The organism is Plantimonas leprariae, assembly GCF_008802405.1.
GTDB classification, from domain to species: domain Bacteria; phylum Pseudomonadota; class Alphaproteobacteria; order Rhizobiales; family Rhizobiaceae; genus Plantimonas; species Plantimonas leprariae.
On the sequence record NZ_VZDO01000012.1, the window covers coordinates 78,558 to 95,071 of the forward strand.

Consider the following 16,514-nt stretch of genomic DNA (forward strand, 5'->3'; position numbering starts at 1 on the left):
GGGGTCAGCGACCGCCCGGGCCGTCCTTGTCGACGGTGAGGACGATCTTGCCGATATGCGAGCCTTCCTCCATGAGGACGTGCGCCTCGCCGGCGCAGGAGAGCGGCAGCACCCTGTGGATGACCGGACGCACGGCGCCAAAGTTGAGCAGCGGCCAGACCCGTTCTTCTAGCACTCTCGCGATCGCCGCCTTCTCGGCGACGCTTCGCGATCGGAGCGTCGATCCGGTGTGGACGAGGCGCTTCAGCATGATGCGCGACAGGTCGATCTCCACCTTCGGGCCCTTCAGGAAGGCGATCTGCACGATGCGCCCGTCCATGGCTGCCGCCTCGTGGTTTCGGGCGGCGTAGTCGCCGCCGACCATGTCGAGGATCACGTCGACGCCCTTGCCGCCCGTCGCGTCCCGGACGGCGGCGACGAAGTCCTCCTGCCGGTAGTCGATGGCGCGCGCCGCGCCGAGCTTCAGCATCGCGGCGCATTTTTCAGGCGAGCCGGCGGTCGCGAAGACGCGCGCGCCGAAGGCCTTGCCGAGCATGATCGCGGTGGTGCCGATGCCCGACGTGCCGCCGTGCACGAGGAGGCTTTGGCCGGGGCGAAGACCGCCGCGCTCGAATACGTTGGTCCAGACCGTGAAGAACGTCTCCGGGATCGCGGCCGCGGTCGTGAGATCCATCCCGTCCGGCACCGGCAGGGCATTCGTTTCATGGACGGTGCAGAACGGCGCATAGCCGCCGCCCGCCACCAGGGCGCAGACGGCATCGCCGACGCGCCAGCGCGAGACCCCCTCGCCGAGCAGCGCGACCCGTCCCGCGATTTCCAGGCCCGGTATGTCAGAAGCTCCGGGCGGCGGCGGATAACGGCCGAGGCGCTGCATGACGTCGGGCCGGTTCACGCCGGCCGCCGCGACCTCGACGAGCACCTCGCCGGGTCCGGGACGCGGCACGGGCCGGCTTTGCGGAACGAGGGCGTCCGGGCCACCCGGCGCCGCGATGCCGATCGCCGTCATCGTTGCCGGCAGTTCGCCCGTCGCCATGTCCAATTCCGATCCCGTCCGTCGCGTTCGCACCTCGACAGGAAGGGCGGCGAAAGACGACCGTCAAGGTCGGCGAGCGCTGCCGGGAGCGGGATCAGGCATGCCGCCGGGTTTCCAGCGGCTGCGCGTCGCCCTCGGAATGGAACTGCACGTTGTTCCGGCCGCGATGCTTGGCGCGATACAGCGCGGCGTCGGCGGCGTCGAGCAGCGCGCCGGGGCTGGCGAAGGTGGTCTCCTCGGTCGAGGCGACGCCGATGCTGGCGGTCATGCGGATCGGGCGACGCCCCTCGCCACGCGCGACCTGTGCCGTCGCGATCGCGACCCGAAGCTTTTCGGCGAAGGCGACGGCCTCGGCGACGCTCATGTTCGGCAGCAGCACCGAGAACTCCTCGCCGCCATAGCGCGCCGCATGGCACGCGGCGCCCTCGCAGTGCGAGCGGAGAATCCGGCCCGTCGCCTGCAGGCAGGCGTCGCCGGACTGGTGCCCGTATTCGTCGTTGATGCGCTTGAAGTGATCGAGGTCGATGATCAGCACCGCGAGCCCGGCTTCGCGGCTGCGGGCGGAGCCGAACTCGGCGTCGAGCATCGCGTCGAAGCTGCGCCGGTTGCCGATGCCGGTCAGCGCGTCCTCGACGGAAAGCGCGCGAAGCACGGAGTTCGTCTGGCTGAGCTTGGCGGAAACCTCGCCGTAGGTCTCCACCGCGGTGGAGATCATCCGCAGCTCGACGAACAGCGGAGCAGGCGGCGCGGCGCCGCTGAAGGTTTCCGTCCCGATCGCCGTCAACCGGTCGATCGTCGCGTTGATCGGCCCTGCGACATGCGTGCGGAACATCCAGAAGATCAGCAGCGAGCCGAGCACCGGAACGGCGAGGATCGCCATCCAGAAATTGGTGATGCGGTTCGCGTTGGCCTCGATCTTGTTGGAGACGTTGTCGGCGACGAACGCGGAGTCGTTGACGAGATAGTCGGCGAGCTGCCGTGCCTTGCGGATGGCCTCGTTGTAGGTGGTGCGGAGCTGCTCGGCCGTATCGCCTCCGGCCCCGACGGCGGCCCCGCCGCGCTCGGCCGCGCGCAGCGAAGTGATCCGCTTCACGTCGTCCGCGATCGCCTTGGCCCCGTCGATCAGGACCTTGTCGTTGTCCAGGGTAAAGGTCTGCGAAAGCACCCGCAGTTCGAGCTGGACCTGGCGTTCCAGCCGCGCATCGCGCGCGAGATAGGCGGAATGCACCAGCGAGGCCAGCTTCTCGACCTTCACCGCGTTGGCGTTCTGCGCCAGGATCTTCGGTATCTGGTTTTCGCGCGTGAAGCGCGCGTCGTTCTCGATCTCGCGCATGAACGAGAACGAGAACAGCGCGGCCGCCACGACGTAGGTCACCGACGCGGCGACGAAGATGCGCCCCGCCGTGACCAGCGAAAATGGATGCCGGAACATGCCGCGGTCTCTCGCTGCCTCCCGTCAGTAGATGCTGAACGGGAAGTAGTTCGCGTTGATGCGGTCGTAGGTGCCGTTCAGCCGCAGCCGCTTGATCGAGGCATTCACATCGTCGATCAGCGCGGCCTGGTCCTTGCGAGCCGCGATATGCGACGAGCTCTGGAAGTACTCGCCGGTCACCGGGTCGCCGATATAGCCGAACTTCTCGCCTTCCTGGGACTGCATCCAGTCGAGCACCTGAATGGCGTCGATGAGGGTGACGTCGGCTCTGCCGTCGACCACCATCTGAAGAGCGTCCATCGTCCCGGGAGCTTCCAAAATCTCGCTCTTCGGATAGAAGCGGTGCACGTAGCCGGACTGCAACGTGTCCTTCTGGACGGATATGCGCTTGCCGGCGAGCGCTTCCGGCGTCGAATCCTCGATCTTCTCCGGATCCCCGACGAAACCCGAATGCGAGCGGTAGTAGGATTCCGAGAAGGCGACCCGAGCCGCACGCTCGGGCGTGTTGGCCATGCTCGCGACGATCAGGTCGTAGTCGTTCTTTTCGAGACCGTCGATGATGTTATCCCAAGGCACCGCGACATAGGTGCATTCGTCGCCGAGATCGGCGCAGATCGCCTTCGCGAGATCGACGTCGAAGCCGCCGAGCTGGCCGTCCTTGACGTAGTTGAACGGCGGGTAGGCGCCCTCCGTGGCGATCCGGAGCTTGGCGGCTTCGGCGGCGGCGCTGCCCGCAAGAAGCACGGAAAGGGCGAAGACTGCGGACGAAAGCTTCATGGCGAGACGACCGAGACTATTGGTTGAACCCGGCCATCCTCGCAACCACACACCAAGAGTTCGTAACCGTCGCCGGCCGGCGCGCGTTTATCGCCGGGATTGGTTGACCTTGCGTGAACGTTCGCCGCCGAGCCACATCCGCTCGAACACGCCGTCGCGCAGCACGAAGCGGTGCCGCAACGCGCCGGCGGCATGGAGGCCGATCAGGCACAGGAGCGCGATGGCGACGGAGCCGTGGAGCTGGAAAAGCCGATCGCTGAGATCCTCGTCCATCGGCAGGACGCTCGGCAGCGACACGATGCCGTAGAGCCGGATCGTGTCGCCGGCCGTTTCCGACGCCGCCCAGCCGAGCGCCGGCATGGCGAGAACGCAGACGTAGAGCGCGGCCTGGACGCCGCCCGCGAGAAGCCGCTCCCAGGCCGGCCGCCGCAGCGGCGGCAGCGGATGCGCCAGGCGCCATGCGAGGCGCGCCAGCACCACGAGGAACAGCGTCAGGCCGACGGAGCGGTGGAGATCGACGAGTGTCGCGCCGAGATCGCCGGGACCGGCCTGTTCCGCCGCGAGGATCAGGCCGAACATCAGGGCGAGGAGCGCCACGGTCGTCCAGTGGAAGATGCGCGTCCCCAGCGGCAACCGCGCGACGCCGTCCGATCCGTCTTGAAGGGAGCGCGTTTCGGTCAATGCGTTGCTCCCGCCGGCAAACGCGCTAGGAAAGTCTCGTTCACAGTGCGCCGGAGGCCGCGGTGGCGCAAGCTGCCCGGAAACTTTCGCCGCGAACCCCTGATCGGAGAACCGTACATGCTTTCCCGTCTCACAGGCATGGCCGCCGGCCTCGCCGTTTCGGCCGCCGTTCTGGTTGCCGCCCCGTCGGCCTTCGCGGCGGAAACCGTGGCCGTCAAGCTCGTCGGCGAACGCGGCGGCAAGATGAGCATCGAGCTCGACAAGGCCTCGGTGCCGGCCGGCGAGGTCACGTTCAAGGTCGTGAACATCGCCAAGAACACCCCGCACGAGATGGTCGTCATCAAGCTCGACTCGGCCGGGCAGAAACTGAAGGTGGATCCCGACACGAACAAGGTGGACGAATCCAAGCTGAAAAGCCTCGGCGAGGTCGAGGGCTTGAAGGCCGGCCAGAGCGGCGACCTGAAGGTTCAACTTGAACCCGGCAACTACGAACTCATCTGCAACTACAAAGGCCACGTGATGGCCGGCATGGTCGTGCCGTTCACGGTGAAGGCCGCGTCGAGCTGACGGCAGTCAAGTGCGGGGTGGCGGTGCGGAACAACGCACCGCCATTCCTCAAGCCTTCGCAGGCTCGTTGCCGATGGCGACGATCTCCGCCTCGCCGTTGCCCGCCTTGACGGTATCGCCGACTTCGCGTCCGACGAGGCTCCGGGCGAGCGGCGAGACGAAGGAGACGAGCCCGTCGGCGGGGTCCGCCTCGTCGATCCCGACGATCCGAAACCGCTGCTCGCGCCCGTCGTCGCGCTCGATCGTGACCAAGCTGCCGAACTGGACGGTCTCGAGGTCGGCGCGCGGCTCGGCCACCTGCGACGTCGCGCGGCGGGCGCGGAAGTAGCGCAGGTCCCGGTTGATCGTCGCCATCGCGACCTTGTCGTCCGCGGCGCGGGCGGCATCCAGCCGGCGCGCGAGTTCGGCAATCTCGCCGTCGATCAAGGCGAGGCCGCGCACCGTCACGATGTTGGGATCCTGCCCCAGCTCGCGCTCCGGCAGGACCTCGACCTGATCCTCGTTCGGCTCCTTGACGAAAGCGACGCTCATCGGTCTCCGATTCCTCTCATATTCGAGGGAAATATAAGGTCGGCGGCGTCGTTTTGAAGTTCAGGCTTAAGTCGAGGATCTCGGCGAAACCGCCGGAAATTCCGCGGCGACCCGATCGATCACCGGCTCGACGCCGAAGCGGATCGGGTCGACCGCGGGTAGCCCGTGCTCGCCCGCAAGCCGATCGAGATAGGTAAGCGCCTGCCCCTCTCCCAGCTTCTCGGTGTTGACGGCGATGCCGACGCAGCGCACCGCCGGGTTGACGATCCGACCTAGACGGACCGTCATGTCGATCACCTCGGCGATGGCGGGGATCGGCGCCTCGACGCCGCGCATCGCCCGCCGCGTCGGCTCGTGGCAGACGACGAAGGCGTCCGGCTGGCTGCCGTGCAGGAGGCCGAGCGTCACGCCGGAGAAGGACGGGTGGAACAGCGACCCCTGCCCTTCGACGAGGTCCCAATGATCGGGATCGGCATCGGGCGACAGCCATTCGGCCGCCCCGGCGATGAAATCGGCCACCACCGCGTCTACCGCGACGCCCTTGCCGGAGATGAGGAGTCCCGTCTGGCCGGTGGCGCGGAAGTCCGCCTGCCAGCCGCGCCGCCGCATGGCGGCTTCGAGCGCCAGCGCCGTGAACTTCTTGCCGACCGAGCAATCCGTCCCGACGGTCAGCAGCCGGCGGCCGGAGCGCACCGTCCCCTTGCCAGTCGCGAAGGCGCGCTCGGCATGCCGCACGTCGTGCAGCGCCGCGCCGTGCTTCGCCGCGGCTTCCGCGATCTCCGGCACTGAGGCGAGGCGGACATGCAGGCCGGACGCGACGTCGAAGCCGGCTTCGATCGCCGCGACCACGTGCGGGATCCAAGACGGCGCGAGGACGCCGCCGGCATTGGCGACCGCCACCACGAAGGTACGCGCACCCTTCGCCGCCGCTTCCTCGATCGAAAGGTCCGGCACGCCGGTATCGGCGCCGCATCCGGGCAGGCGCATCTGGCCGACACACCAGTCCCGCCGCCAGTGGACGAGCCCGTGCGCGACCTTCGCTGCGAGCTGGTCGCGCACGTCGCCGAGAAAGAGAAGATACGGCTGCCTCAGTTCCATCGTCCTGCCCTCTCCACGCCTCGCGATCGCGCTTCGGGAAAAGGAATGGCGCATCCGCGCCGTCCGGCCAAGCCGGGGATCGGATTCAGGCGGCGGATATCCCCGCCCGCGCCGGCCTGCCGGCCCGCTTCGCCTCGCCGCGCAGCGAGGTCGCGTAGGTTCTCATGAGCACAGCTGGGATGTCGCTCGGGGGCACCGGGCGGCTGAAGTGATAGCCCTGCATCTCCGGGCAGCCTTCCGCCTTGAGGGCGGCGTAGTGCTCCTCGGTCTCGACGCCTTCCGCGATCACGGCGATGCCGAGCGCCTCGCTGAGGTTGATCACAGACCGGATCACGGCGAGGTTCTGCGACATCTCCATGCGGCGCACGAAGGACTGATCGATCTTCACCTTATCGAACGGATAGCGCGTCAGGTAGCCGAGCGAGGAGTAGCCGGTCCCGAAGTCGTCCATCGAGATGCGGATGCCGAGCGAGCGCAGGTCCGTCAGCGTCGCGAGGATGGCGTCGGCGTTCTCCAGCATCAGCGACTCGGTGACTTCGAGCTGCAGGCGGCTCGGCTCGATGCCGGTTTCCTCCACGATGGCGCGAATGTCCCGGAAAAGGTCGACGTTGCGGAACTGGATCGGCGAAAGGTTCACCGAGACCGTCAGGTGCTCCGGCCAGGTCATCGCCTGGAGGCAGGCCGTCCGCAGCACCCAGAGGCCGATCGGATGCATCAGCCCGACATCCTCGGCGATCGGAATGAACTCGCCCGGCGACACCATGCCGCCGGGACGCCGCCAGCGCAGCAGCGCCTCGAAACCCGACACCATGCCGCGATCGGCCTCGACGAAGGGCTGGTAGAACAGCTCCAGCTCGGCACCGTTCTCCACGGCCGCGCGCAGGGATATCTCCATCTCGCGCCGGCGCTGGAGCTTGTCGGTCATCTCGCGGCGGTAGAAGCGGTAGGTGTTCTTGCCCTCGCCCTTTGCGCTGTACAGGGCGAGATCGACGCGCATCAGCATCTCGTCGGAGAGCGCGGGGTTCGCGTCGGGCGAGCTCGTCGCGATGCCGACGCTGACGCCGATCGACAGCCAGTGCCCCTCGATCTCGAACGGCTGGCCGACGACCGCGATGAATGCCTCGGCGCGCGCCGCGCAGACCTCGTCGTCGTGGGGTACAGGCAAGACCACCGCGAACTCGTCGCCGCCGATCCGCGCGACAAGTTCGCCGGGTTCCAGGCAGGCGCGCAGCCGGACGGCCACCTCCTGCAGCAGCTTGTCGCCGATCGGATGCCCGAGCGCGTCGTTCACCGTCTTGAAGCCGTCGAGATCGAGGCCGAGCACCGTGACGCCCCGGTCGAGGAGCGCAGCCTCCAGATGCTCGCGGAAGCGCATCCGGTTCGGCAGGTCCGTCAGCGGATCGTGGCTCGCGAGGTGCCGCATCACCTCGTCCTCGCGGAAGCGCTCGGTGACGTCCTCCATCGTCGCGACGAAGCCGCCGCCGACCACGCCGCGCCGCGACAGCGCGAGCGTCCGGCCGTCCTTCAGCGTTTCGAGGAAAGTGCCCGTGCCGTTCGCCGCGAGCGTCAGCTTCAGGATCTCGTCCTGTCGCACCTCCTCCAAGCCCATGCCGATCCGGCGCTTGCCGAACATCTCCTCGAACCGGCGGTTGACGACCACGAGGTCGCGGTCGCGATCGAACAGGCAGAGCGCCTGGGACATGTTGTCGAGCGCCGCCTGGAACCGGGCGTTCTGGGTGGTGATGGTTTCCGTGTAGCCGCTCGCCTGCTGCAGCCGCGTCGATTCGACGTGCCGGAGCTTCTCGGCCATGCCGGACTGAACCGAGGCGAGCGCCTCGAGGAGCCCCTTGCCTTCGGCCCCTTCCACGATGTCGATCCGGTTGTGCAGCTTGCCCGAGGCAATGGCCCGCGCCAGCCGCTCGGCGCGACGCAGCGGCAACACCGCCGAACGCGTCAGCACGAGGACGCTCGCGACCGCGAGCATCAGCGTGGCGACGGCGCCCGCCATCAGTCGACGGGCGCCGTCGGCGTGGCTTCGCTTCGCCGCATCGTGCAGCGCGGCGAGGCCGGGACGGGCTTCCCGGACGGCTGCGGCGATATCGTTCGCGGTCCGGTCGAGTTCCTCGAAGAACTTGCGGCGGGACATGTCGGCGCGCGACTTCCAGGCGCGGTCGAGATGCAGCTCCGCGCCCTGCAGTTCCGCATCGATCGAGACATAGATGTCGTCGCGCGGCAGGAGGGCGCGGATCGCGGCGAGATCGGCCATCGTCGCGGCCAGCCGGTCGACGAGCTCGGGCGGCAGCGAAAGGCGCCTCTCGCCTTCCGCGATCGGCCCGGCATGCAAGGCCTCGTCGGCTTTCAGCGCGACAAGCGACAGTTCCGCGCCGCGCAGCCGGTCGAACGCCAGGACGCCGATATCCACGACGCGCGCGGTCATCGCGTCCGCATCCCGCTGCCACGAGTGCGCCCAGCCGCCGACCGCCATGGCGACGACCGCCAGGGTCGTGCATGAGACGACAAGCTTCAGACGCAGCGACATCCGACCATCCGCGGTCACCTGTTTCGGGCGACGTGTCGCATGCCGACGGTTACCTCCCCGTGACCCCGCCGCAGCAACGGGAGCCGATTTCGGCTTCGCTCGCGTTTCGCGGTTAACGAGCCCTGTATCGTCTTGCCGCGCCGCTTCCGCAGCTTTCCGGCGGGTTCCGCAGGGATCGCGTCGCGGCTGCCGTCTCGGAGCCGCAGGGCAGGAACACTCCCGCCCCTCGGTCATTTCGAGGCAGCAAGCCCAAGGAGCGGACGATGGCGAAGAAGCCCGAGAACGCGGCGCAGCCGCAGTACAAGGTCGAGTACAGGGAGATACAACCCTACGGCACGCTGAAGCGGCTTCCGCTCGCCCTCGAGGACAATGCCCGCAAGCAGAGCGTCGACATCCTGAACCAGGTGCTCGCCGACACGATGACGCTCCGCGACATGTACAAGAAGCATCACTGGCAGATGTCGGGAGCGACCTTCTACCAGCTTCACCTGCTGCTGGACGAGCACTACAAGATCCAGTCCGCGCTGGTGGATACGATCGCGGAGCGCATCATGGCGCTCGGCGGCATCTCGATCGCCATGCCGCACGACGTCATCGAGCTGACGAAGATCCCGCGCCCGCCGAAGGGCCGTGAGGACGTGCCGACGCAGCTCGCCCGGCTCCTGGAAGCGCACGAGATCGTACTGCGCGAATGCCACGAGGGCGCGGACGCCGCCGACGAATCGGGCGACGACGGCACCAACGACCTCCTCGTCAGCGACGTGATCCGGGCCAACGAGCCGCAAGTCTGGTTCATCGCCGAGCATCTGGCGGAAACCGAACTCGTCCGCGACGACCGCTGACCGCCGTCGAGGTCCGCCGACGGGCTGCTCGCCGGAACGCGAGCGGCCCTTCTGGTGCGAGCAATTGTTCCGTCCGTGAGCAGAAATCCGATTTCGGGCGTGTTTCCGCCCGGAGATGCGTTATCTATTCTCCCCGATTCGAGCCGGGAGGAGCCGAGCGCCATGTCGACCAAACTGTCCCTGCAAACCTTGTCCGCGCTCGGCGACAAGGTCGCGGTGCCGAAATACGATCGCGCCGATCTGAAGGCCGGCATCGTCCACTTCGGCATCGGCAATTTCCACCGCGCCCATCAGGCCGTCTACCTGCACGAACTGTTCGATCAGGGCCGCGATCTCGACTTCGCAATCGTCGGCGCGGGCGTGCTTCCGTCCGATGAGGCAATGAAGAGCCGGCTCGCGGCGCAGGATTACCTCTGCACCGTGGTCGAGCAGGACCGCAACCGCAACTCGGCGGCCGTCACCGGCGTCCTCGTCGACTTCCTGTCGCCCGACGACCCGGCCACGACGATCGCGAAGCTCGCCGATCCCGCGATCCGCATCGTGTCGCTGACGATCACCGAAGGCGGCTACTTCATCAATCCCGCGACCGGCGTCTTCGACCCGGCCCATCCCGCGATGGCGGAGGACGGGAAGAACCCGAACGCGCCGAAGACGGTGTTCGGCATCATCGTCGCGGGCATCAAGGCGCGCAAGGAGGCCGGGACACAAGCCTTCACCGTGATGAGCTGCGACAACATCCCCGGCAACGGCGAGGTGACGCGGGCCGCCGTCTGCGGTCTCGCGAAGCTGTCCGATCCGGCGCTCGCCGAATGGATCGAGGCGAACGTCGCCTTCCCGAACGCGATGGTGGACCGGATCACGCCGGCCACCAACCCCGGCCAGATCGAGTTCCTGCGGAGCGAGTTCGGGGTCGAGGACGCGGCGCCGGTGTTCTGCGAGGGCTTCCGGCAGTGGGTGGTCGAGGATCACTTCCCCGCCGGCCGGCCGGCCTTCGAGGCGGTCGGCGCGCAGTTCGTGCCGGACGTCGCGCCCTACGAGCACATGAAGATCCGCATCCTCAACGGCGGCCACGCGGCGATCGCCTATCCGGCGGCGCTTATGGACATCGAACTCGTGCACGAGGCGATGGAGGAGCCGATCATCGACCGCTTTCTCGAGAAGCTCGAACTCGGCGAGATCGTGCCGATCGTCCCGCCTGTGCCCGAGACGAACCTCAACGACTATTTCGGCATCATCCGCTCTCGCTTCGCCAACCCGAAGGTGCGCGACACCATCCCGCGCCTCGCGCTCGACGGCTCGAACCGCCAGCCGAAATTCATCCTGCCCTCGACGCGCGACCGCCTCGCCCAAGGCCTCGACGTCGTCGGCCTCGCGCTGGTCTCGGCGCTCTGGTGCCGTTATCTCGAAGGCACGTCCGACTCCGGCAAACCGATCGAGATCATGGACGCGAACCGCGAGCGGCTGCACGCAGCGGCGCTGGCGGCGCGTGACAACCCGCTGGAGTTCCTGAAGCTCGACGACATCTTCGGCGACGTCGCGCAGTCTGAACTGTTCCAGCGCCGCTTCACCACCGCCCTCAACAGCCTGCACGAGAAGGGCGCGCGGGCGACGCTGGAAGCCTATCTCGCCGACACGCTCGGCTGACGCGAGCCGGGCAGCGGCGGCGCGGCGGTGGAGGCACCGACGCGCAACTCGCTTTGCAACACGACGGGCTCGGCCGGCGCGCTTCCGTCCCGCAGCGCGGCGAGGAGTTGCTTCGCGCCCGCCGCGCCGAGTTCGAACCGCGGCTGGCGGATCGTCGTGAGCGTCGGCGAGCAGAAATCGGCGAACTCGATGCCGTCGAAGCCGGCGACCGAAACGTCCCGCGGCACGTCGAGCCCGGCCGCCTGGACGGCCTTTATGAATCCGATCGCCATCTCGTCGCTGCAGCAGACGACCGCGGTCGGGCGCGGCCGCATGGCGAGAAAGGCGCTGGCCGCCTCGGCTCCGGACGGCATGGTGAAATCACCTGCCGCGAGGCGCAGGCGGCTGCCTTCCCAGCTGCCCAGCGAGGCTTCCAACGCCGCGCGGCGGATCGTCTCGTTGTAGTTCGCGGCGGGTCCGGTGACGTAGAGAAAGTCCCGGTGGCCGGTCCCGGCGAGGTGCGCCGCCAGCCGCGCGATGCATTCGGCCTCGTCCGTCACGACGGCCTGCGTTCCCTCCACCGCCGCGCAGATCGAGACGATCGGCAGGCCCGCCTCCAGCATGGACCGGGTTCCGTCGCTGACCGCGATGCCGGACAGGACGATCGCGCCGTCGATATGGCCGGAGAACATCATGTCGAGGATCGCCGTCCGGCGCCGGTCGCCGGTGTCGAAGTTGCCGAGGATCATCGAATAGCCGGCTTCCGCCAGCGTCGCGTCGATGCCGTTGAGGACGGCCGAGAAGAACGGCGCGCTCCAGCGCGCGCGGGTCAGGACAAGGATCGTGCGCGTGTGCCCGGCGCGCAGCGACCGCGCTGCGGCGTTCGGCGTGTAGCCGAGCGCCCGCACCGCTTCGAGCACCCGCTCGCGCAGCGCCGGCCGCACGGACCCCGGCTCGGCGAGCGCGCGGCTGACCGTCGCGGTGGAGACGCCGGCGCGCAACGCCACGTCCTTAATGCGCGAAACCCGCTCGGATCGCAGTGAAGTCGACACCGGTTCGCCCCGACCGAAACGAGCGCTTGCCACGAACGGCAAAGCGCTCTACCATCCTGATTGTAATCGATTACAGATCGATAATCGAGAGTCTCTGGGAGGGGATCGCGATGTTGAAGCGTTTCGGCTTCATGCTTCTGAGCGGCGCGGCGCTGGTTGCGCTGGCATCCGGAGCGAACGCGCAGGAAAAGCAGCGTGCCGAGGTCATGCATTGGTGGACCTCCGGCGGCGAGGCTGCCGCCGTGAAGGTCTTCGCGGACCGTTTCGACGCGGCGGGCGGCCAGTGGGTCGACAGCGCCATCGCCGGCGGCGAGGCGGCGCGCGCCGCCGCGATCAACCGCATCGTCGGCGGCAATCCGCCGGTCTCCTCGCAGTTCAACACCGGCCGCCAGTTCGACGACCTCGTCGGCCAGGACCTGCTCGCCGATCTCAGCGCCGTCGCGAACGAGGGCGGCTGGGCGAAGGTCGTGCCGCAGGCGATCGTCGACGCCGCGTCGCGCGACGGCAAGTTCTACGCCGTGCCCGTCAACATCCACGGGCAGAACTGGATGTTCTACAACACCGCCGTGCTTCAGAAGGCCGGCGTCAGCGAAGCCCCGGCCAACTGGGACGATTTCTTCGCGATGCTCGACAAGCTGAAGGCGTCGGGCGTCACGCCGATCGCCTGGGGCGGCCAGGCCTGGCAGGAAGCGCTCGTCTTCGACGCCGTGCTGTTCGGCGAAGGCGGCAAGGACCTGTTCCTCAAGGTCTACAAGGATCACGACGAGGAGGTCGTGAAGTCCGAGGGCTTCCGCAAGGCGGTCGAGGCCTTCGGCAAACTGCGCAACTACGTCGATCCGGGTGCCCCGGGGCGCAACTGGAACGATGCCACCGCCATGGTCATCACCGGCAAGGCCGGCATCCAGATCATGGGCGACTGGGCGAAGGGCGACTTCATCAACGCCAAAATGACGCCCGGCCAGGATGCCGGCTGCGCGATCCTGCCCGGCGAGCAGGGCTACATCATGGGCGGCGACGTGTTCGTGTTCCCGAAACTCGGCGGCTCGGCCGAGGCGACGCCGGTCCAGGCGCTGCTCGCCAAGACCATGCTCGACCCCGAGACGCAGATCGAGTTCAACAAGGTGAAGGGCTCGATCCCGGTCCGCACCGACGTCGACACGTCGAAGATGGACGTCTGCGCGCAGAAGGGCGCGGCGCTGGTGAAGGACCCGGCCAAGCAGATCCCGTCCGTCAACTTCCTGATCTCCGCCGATACCGTCGGCCAGATCCAAGACGCGGTGACGAACTTCTTCTCGAACCCATCGGCCAGCACGGACGACTTCATCGAGACCTACGCCGGCATCATCGGCTCGGCGGACTGAGCCGTCGCGTCCGGCGAGGCCGTTCGGTCTCGCCGGCATTTCCCGCATGATCGGAAGGGAGATCCGATCCATGGCATCCAAGCGGAAGACGGCCGTCGCGCCGCTCGTCGCCCTCCTGCCCGCGCTCGTCGTCGTCGTCTTCGCCTATGTCGGCACGATGGGCTGGACGGTGTGGATCTCGCTGACCAACTCGCGCTTGCTTCCGACCAACAAGTTCGTCGGGTTCGACCAGTACGCGCGGCTGTTCAACGACGCGCGCTGGCTGCTGTCGCTGCAGAACCTCGTGATCTTCGGCCTCCTGTTCATCGGCTGCTGTCTGGTGCTCGGCTTCCTCCTCGCCGTCGCCATCGACCAGAAGGTGCGCGCCGAGGACGGGCTGCGCACGATCTTCCTCTACCCCTATTCGATGAGCTTCATCGTCACCGGCCTGATCTGGCAGTGGATGATGAACCCGACGCTCGGCATCCAGAAGACCGTGCGCGACCTCGGATGGACGAGCTTCTCGTTCGACTGGAGCGTCCAGCGCGACATGGCGATCTACGCGATCGTCATCGCCGGCGTCTGGCAGGCCTGCGGCCTCGTCATGGCCCTGATGCTGGCGGGCCTGCGCGGCGTCGACGGCGAACTCTGGAAGGCGGCGCGCGTCGACGGCATCCCGGCCTGGCGCTTCTATGTCTCGGTCGTCCTGCCGCTGCTCCGCCCGATGATCATCACCGCCGTGGTGCTGCTGTCGATCGCGGTGGTGAAGGTCTACGATCTCGTGATCGCGCTGACGAACGGCGGGCCGGGCACCGCGACCTCGATGCCGGCGACCTTCGTGATGGACTATCTCTTCACCCGCCAGAACATCGGCCTCGCCACCGCCGCCTCGTCCGTCATGCTGGTGACGGTGCTGTGCGTGCTGGCGCCGTGGCTCTATTCGGAATACTTCCGGCGCGACAAGGCGGGGGCGCACGCATGACCGCCGTCGCCGACACCGCCGCACCGGCGTCCAGCCGAGCCTTCCCCGTCGCGGCGCGCGGTCCGAAGCCGCGGCACCTGACGCCTGGCCGGATCGGACTCTACACGTTCCTTCTCGTCGCGGCGCTGTTCTTCCTGACGCCGCTCTACATCATGGTCGTCACCTCGCTGAAGACGATGGACGAGGTCCGCATTTCCTCGATCTTCGCCGTGCCGACCGCGGCGAGCCTGGAGGCGTGGCGCACCGCCTGGGCTAGCGCCTGCACGGGTCTTGCCTGCAACGGCATCCAGACCGGCTTCTTCAACTCGCTGAAGATCCTGATCCCGAGCGTCGTGATCTCGATCGCCGTCGGCTCCGTCACCGGCTACGCGCTGTCGCTGTGGCGGGTGCGCAGCGCGAACGCGCTGTTCGCCGTGCTGCTGCTCGGCGCGTTCATCCCCTATCAGGTCTTCATCTACCCGCTGGTCCGGATGTTCTCGGCGATCGGCATCTACGGCTCGCTGCCGGGCATCATCCTCATCCACACGACCTTCGGCCTGCCGGTGATGACGCTCCTGTTCCGCAACTACTACGGCTCGCTGCCGGCGGAACTCTTCAAGGCGGCGCGGGTCGACGGCGCCGGCTTCTGGCAGATCTTCGCCTACGTGCTCCTGCCGATGTCGACGCCGATCCTCGTCGTCGCGGCGATCCTGCAGGTCACGGGCATCTGGAACGACTTCATCCTCGGCCTCGTCTTCGCCGGCCGCGAGAACCTGCCGATGACGGTGCAGCTCAACAACATCGTCAACTCCACCCAGGGCGAGCGGCTCTACAACGTCAACATGGCGGCGACCATCCTCACCGCCCTGCTGCCGCTCGTCGTCTACTTTGCGTCCGGCCGCTGGTTCGTGCGCGGCATCGCCGCCGGGAGCGTGAAAGGATGATGATGGGTCAAGTGAACGCCGCCTCCAGCGTCGAGATCCGCGAGCTCGACATCCGCTACGGCTCGCTGAAGGCGCTCGACAAGATCAGCCTCGACGTGCCGAAGGGCGAGTTCCTCGTGCTGCTCGGCCCTTCCGGCTGCGGGAAGTCGACGTTGCTGAACGCCATCGCCGGCCTCCTCGACATCGCCGACGGCGAGATCTGGATCTCCGGCAAGAACGTCACCTGGGCCGAGCCGAAGGATCGCGGCATCGGCATGGTATTCCAGTCCTACGCGCTCTATCCGCGCATGAGTGTCGCCGACAACCTGTCCTTCGGCCTCAGGATGAGCGGCCTCGCCCGGGCCGAGATCGACAAGCGCGTCGAGCGCGTCGCGAAGCTCCTCCAGCTCGAACCGCTGCTGAAGCGCAAGCCCTCCGAACTCTCCGGCGGCCAGAGACAGCGCGTCGCGATCGGCCGCGCGCTGGTGCGCGAGGTCGACGTGTTCCTGTTCGACGAGCCGCTGTCCAACCTCGACGCGAAGCTGCGCGCCGAGCTCCGGGTCGAGATCAAGCGCCTCCACCAGGATCTCGGCAACACGATGATCTACGTCACGCACGATCAGATCGAGGCCCTGACGCTCGCCGACCGGATCGCGGTGATGCGGGGCGGCGTGATCCAGCAGCTTTCCTCGCCGGCGGAAGTCTACCATCGGCCGGTCAACCGTTTCGTCGCCGGCTTCATCGGCTCGCCGGCGATGAACTTCGTCGAGGGCAGGCTGGCGAACGGCGCGTTCGAAGCCGGAAGCATCCGCGTGCCGCTCGCGGCCGGCGTTTCGAACGGCGCGTCCCGCCCTGCCACGCTCGGCATCCGGCCGGAACATATCGCGGCCGACGACGAGACGGCGCGCCATGCCTTCCAGGCCGAGGGTGAGGTTCGCGTCGTCGAGCCGATGGGCGCCGACACGCTGCTCTGGACGGAGCTTGCCGGCACGCCGCTGTCGATCCGCATCGACTCCGAGCGCTCGTTCTCGCCTGGCCAGCGCATCCGCTTCTCCTTCGACCCGGAGCGCGCCTCCGTGTTCGACGCCGAGACCGGCGACAGGCTCTAGCAATTC

The 16,514-nt window shown here is 67.8% G+C and carries 15 protein-coding genes; 7 read left to right on the top strand and 8 right to left on the bottom strand.

All coding sequences use genetic code 11. From position 1 onward, the window contains the following. Positions 1 to 4 precede the first annotated feature (4 nt). The 4 genes from F6X38_RS15035 to F6X38_RS15050 form a co-directional block, all read right to left on the bottom strand. Positions 5 to 1,033 carry an NAD(P)H-quinone oxidoreductase gene (locus tag F6X38_RS15035; protein ID WP_150970980.1) on the bottom strand — a complete coding sequence of 343 codons (1,029 nt, stop codon included), beginning with the start codon at positions 1,031 to 1,033 and terminating at the stop codon, positions 5 to 7. Between the two features lie 94 nt (positions 1,034 to 1,127). After that, a complete protein-coding gene (locus F6X38_RS15040) occupies positions 1,128 to 2,465 on the bottom strand; it encodes a GGDEF domain-containing protein (protein WP_150970982.1) in 1,338 nt (445 codons plus the stop codon). A gap of 24 nt (positions 2,466 to 2,489) precedes the next feature. After that, a complete protein-coding gene (locus tag F6X38_RS15045; protein ID WP_150970984.1) occupies positions 2,490 to 3,242 on the bottom strand; it encodes a substrate-binding periplasmic protein in 753 nt (250 codons plus the stop codon). Between the two features lie 87 nt (positions 3,243 to 3,329). Next, entirely contained in the window at positions 3,330 to 3,923 is a 594-nt protein-coding gene (locus tag F6X38_RS15050) for a cytochrome b (protein ID WP_150970985.1), read from the bottom strand. Between the two features lie 117 nt (positions 3,924 to 4,040). Between F6X38_RS15050 and F6X38_RS15055 the strand changes: the two genes are divergently transcribed. Beyond that, positions 4,041 to 4,490 (top strand): cupredoxin domain-containing protein, encoded by a 450-nt coding sequence (locus F6X38_RS15055; protein ID WP_246191364.1) that lies wholly within the window; start codon positions 4,041 to 4,043, stop codon positions 4,488 to 4,490. A 48-nt stretch (positions 4,491 to 4,538) separates the two neighbouring features. On the opposite strand, the gene greA is transcribed toward F6X38_RS15055, so the two are convergent. The 3 genes from greA to F6X38_RS15070 all read right to left on the bottom strand — a co-directional run bounded on the left by greA (position 4,539) and on the right by F6X38_RS15070 (position 8,658). Continuing rightward, on the bottom strand, positions 4,539 to 5,021 hold the full coding sequence (gene greA / locus F6X38_RS15060) for a transcription elongation factor GreA (RefSeq protein WP_150970987.1): 483 nt from the start codon (positions 5,019 to 5,021) through the stop codon (positions 4,539 to 4,541). Positions 5,022 to 5,087: 66 nt separating this feature from the next. Continuing rightward, the gene (dgcN, locus tag F6X38_RS15065) at positions 5,088 to 6,119 is read right to left on the bottom strand and encodes an N-acetyltransferase DgcN (protein ID WP_150970989.1); all 1,032 of its coding nucleotides are present in this window, start codon (positions 6,117 to 6,119) and stop codon (positions 5,088 to 5,090) included. Between the two features lie 85 nt (positions 6,120 to 6,204). Further along, positions 6,205 to 8,658 carry a putative bifunctional diguanylate cyclase/phosphodiesterase gene (locus F6X38_RS15070; protein ID WP_161992769.1) on the bottom strand — a complete coding sequence of 818 codons (2,454 nt, stop codon included), beginning with the start codon at positions 8,656 to 8,658 and terminating at the stop codon, positions 6,205 to 6,207. A 263-nt stretch (positions 8,659 to 8,921) separates the two neighbouring features. Here F6X38_RS15070 and F6X38_RS15075 point away from each other — a divergent pair, with 263 nt between their 5' ends. Together F6X38_RS15075 and F6X38_RS15080 are read left to right on the top strand one after the other, a co-directional pair. After that, positions 8,922 to 9,500 carry a Dps family protein gene (locus F6X38_RS15075; RefSeq protein WP_150970993.1) on the top strand — a complete coding sequence of 193 codons (579 nt, stop codon included), beginning with the start codon at positions 8,922 to 8,924 and terminating at the stop codon, positions 9,498 to 9,500. A gap of 162 nt (positions 9,501 to 9,662) precedes the next feature. Then, positions 9,663 to 11,144 carry a mannitol dehydrogenase family protein gene (locus F6X38_RS15080; protein ID WP_150970995.1) on the top strand — a complete coding sequence of 494 codons (1,482 nt, stop codon included), beginning with the start codon at positions 9,663 to 9,665 and terminating at the stop codon, positions 11,142 to 11,144. Here F6X38_RS15080 and F6X38_RS15085 read toward each other — a convergent pair. Then, the gene (locus F6X38_RS15085; RefSeq protein ID WP_210248891.1) at positions 11,120 to 12,175 is read right to left on the bottom strand and encodes a LacI family DNA-binding transcriptional regulator; all 1,056 of its coding nucleotides are present in this window, start codon (positions 12,173 to 12,175) and stop codon (positions 11,120 to 11,122) included. The two genes, F6X38_RS15080 and F6X38_RS15085, sit on opposite strands and share 25 nt — an antisense overlap. Positions 12,176 to 12,285: 110 nt before the next feature. On the opposite strand from F6X38_RS15085, the gene F6X38_RS15090 reads away from it, so the two are divergent. The 4 genes from F6X38_RS15090 to F6X38_RS15105 all read left to right on the top strand — a co-directional run bounded on the left by F6X38_RS15090 (position 12,286) and on the right by F6X38_RS15105 (position 16,508). Further along, positions 12,286 to 13,536 carry an ABC transporter substrate-binding protein gene (locus tag F6X38_RS15090; RefSeq protein ID WP_150970998.1) on the top strand — a complete coding sequence of 417 codons (1,251 nt, stop codon included), beginning with the start codon at positions 12,286 to 12,288 and terminating at the stop codon, positions 13,534 to 13,536. 70 nt (positions 13,537 to 13,606) lie between these two features. Continuing rightward, positions 13,607 to 14,497 carry a carbohydrate ABC transporter permease gene (locus F6X38_RS15095; RefSeq protein WP_150971000.1) on the top strand — a complete coding sequence of 297 codons (891 nt, stop codon included), beginning with the start codon at positions 13,607 to 13,609 and terminating at the stop codon, positions 14,495 to 14,497. Further along, positions 14,494 to 15,420 (top strand): carbohydrate ABC transporter permease, encoded by a 927-nt coding sequence (locus F6X38_RS15100; protein WP_150971002.1) that lies wholly within the window; start codon positions 14,494 to 14,496, stop codon positions 15,418 to 15,420. The genes F6X38_RS15095 and F6X38_RS15100 overlap by 4 nt, the downstream gene beginning before the upstream one ends. After that, a complete protein-coding gene (locus F6X38_RS15105) occupies positions 15,417 to 16,508 on the top strand; it encodes an ABC transporter ATP-binding protein (RefSeq protein WP_150971004.1) in 1,092 nt (363 codons plus the stop codon). Before F6X38_RS15100 ends, F6X38_RS15105 begins: the two co-directional genes overlap by 4 nt. The last annotated feature ends 6 nt before the right edge of the window (positions 16,509 to 16,514 follow it).

What these genes read in the sequence shown, in the direction of transcription:
- F6X38_RS15035 (WP_150970980.1), bottom strand. Translation starts at nt 1,033, where the DNA reads ATGGCGACGGGCGAACTGCCGGCAACGATGACGGCGATCGGCATCGCG.
- F6X38_RS15040 (WP_150970982.1), bottom strand. Translation starts at nt 2,465, where the DNA reads ATGTTCCGGCATCCATTTTCGCTGGTCACGGCGGGGCGCATCTTCGTC.
- F6X38_RS15045 (WP_150970984.1), bottom strand. Translation starts at nt 3,242, where the DNA reads ATGAAGCTTTCGTCCGCAGTCTTCGCCCTTTCCGTGCTTCTTGCGGGC.
- F6X38_RS15055 (WP_246191364.1), top strand. Translation starts at nt 4,041, where the DNA reads ATGCTTTCCCGTCTCACAGGCATGGCCGCCGGCCTCGCCGTTTCGGCC.
- greA (WP_150970987.1), bottom strand. Translation starts at nt 5,021, where the DNA reads ATGAGCGTCGCTTTCGTCAAGGAGCCGAACGAGGATCAGGTCGAGGTC.
- dgcN (WP_150970989.1), bottom strand. Translation starts at nt 6,119, where the DNA reads ATGGAACTGAGGCAGCCGTATCTTCTCTTTCTCGGCGACGTGCGCGAC.
- F6X38_RS15070 (WP_161992769.1), bottom strand. Translation starts at nt 8,658, where the DNA reads ATGTCGCTGCGTCTGAAGCTTGTCGTCTCATGCACGACCCTGGCGGTC.
- F6X38_RS15075 (WP_150970993.1), top strand. Translation starts at nt 8,922, where the DNA reads ATGGCGAAGAAGCCCGAGAACGCGGCGCAGCCGCAGTACAAGGTCGAG.
- F6X38_RS15080 (WP_150970995.1), top strand. Translation starts at nt 9,663, where the DNA reads ATGTCGACCAAACTGTCCCTGCAAACCTTGTCCGCGCTCGGCGACAAG.
- F6X38_RS15090 (WP_150970998.1), top strand. Translation starts at nt 12,286, where the DNA reads ATGTTGAAGCGTTTCGGCTTCATGCTTCTGAGCGGCGCGGCGCTGGTT.
- F6X38_RS15095 (WP_150971000.1), top strand. Translation starts at nt 13,607, where the DNA reads ATGGCATCCAAGCGGAAGACGGCCGTCGCGCCGCTCGTCGCCCTCCTG.
- F6X38_RS15100 (WP_150971002.1), top strand. Translation starts at nt 14,494, where the DNA reads ATGACCGCCGTCGCCGACACCGCCGCACCGGCGTCCAGCCGAGCCTTC.
- F6X38_RS15105 (WP_150971004.1), top strand. Translation starts at nt 15,417, where the DNA reads ATGATGATGGGTCAAGTGAACGCCGCCTCCAGCGTCGAGATCCGCGAG.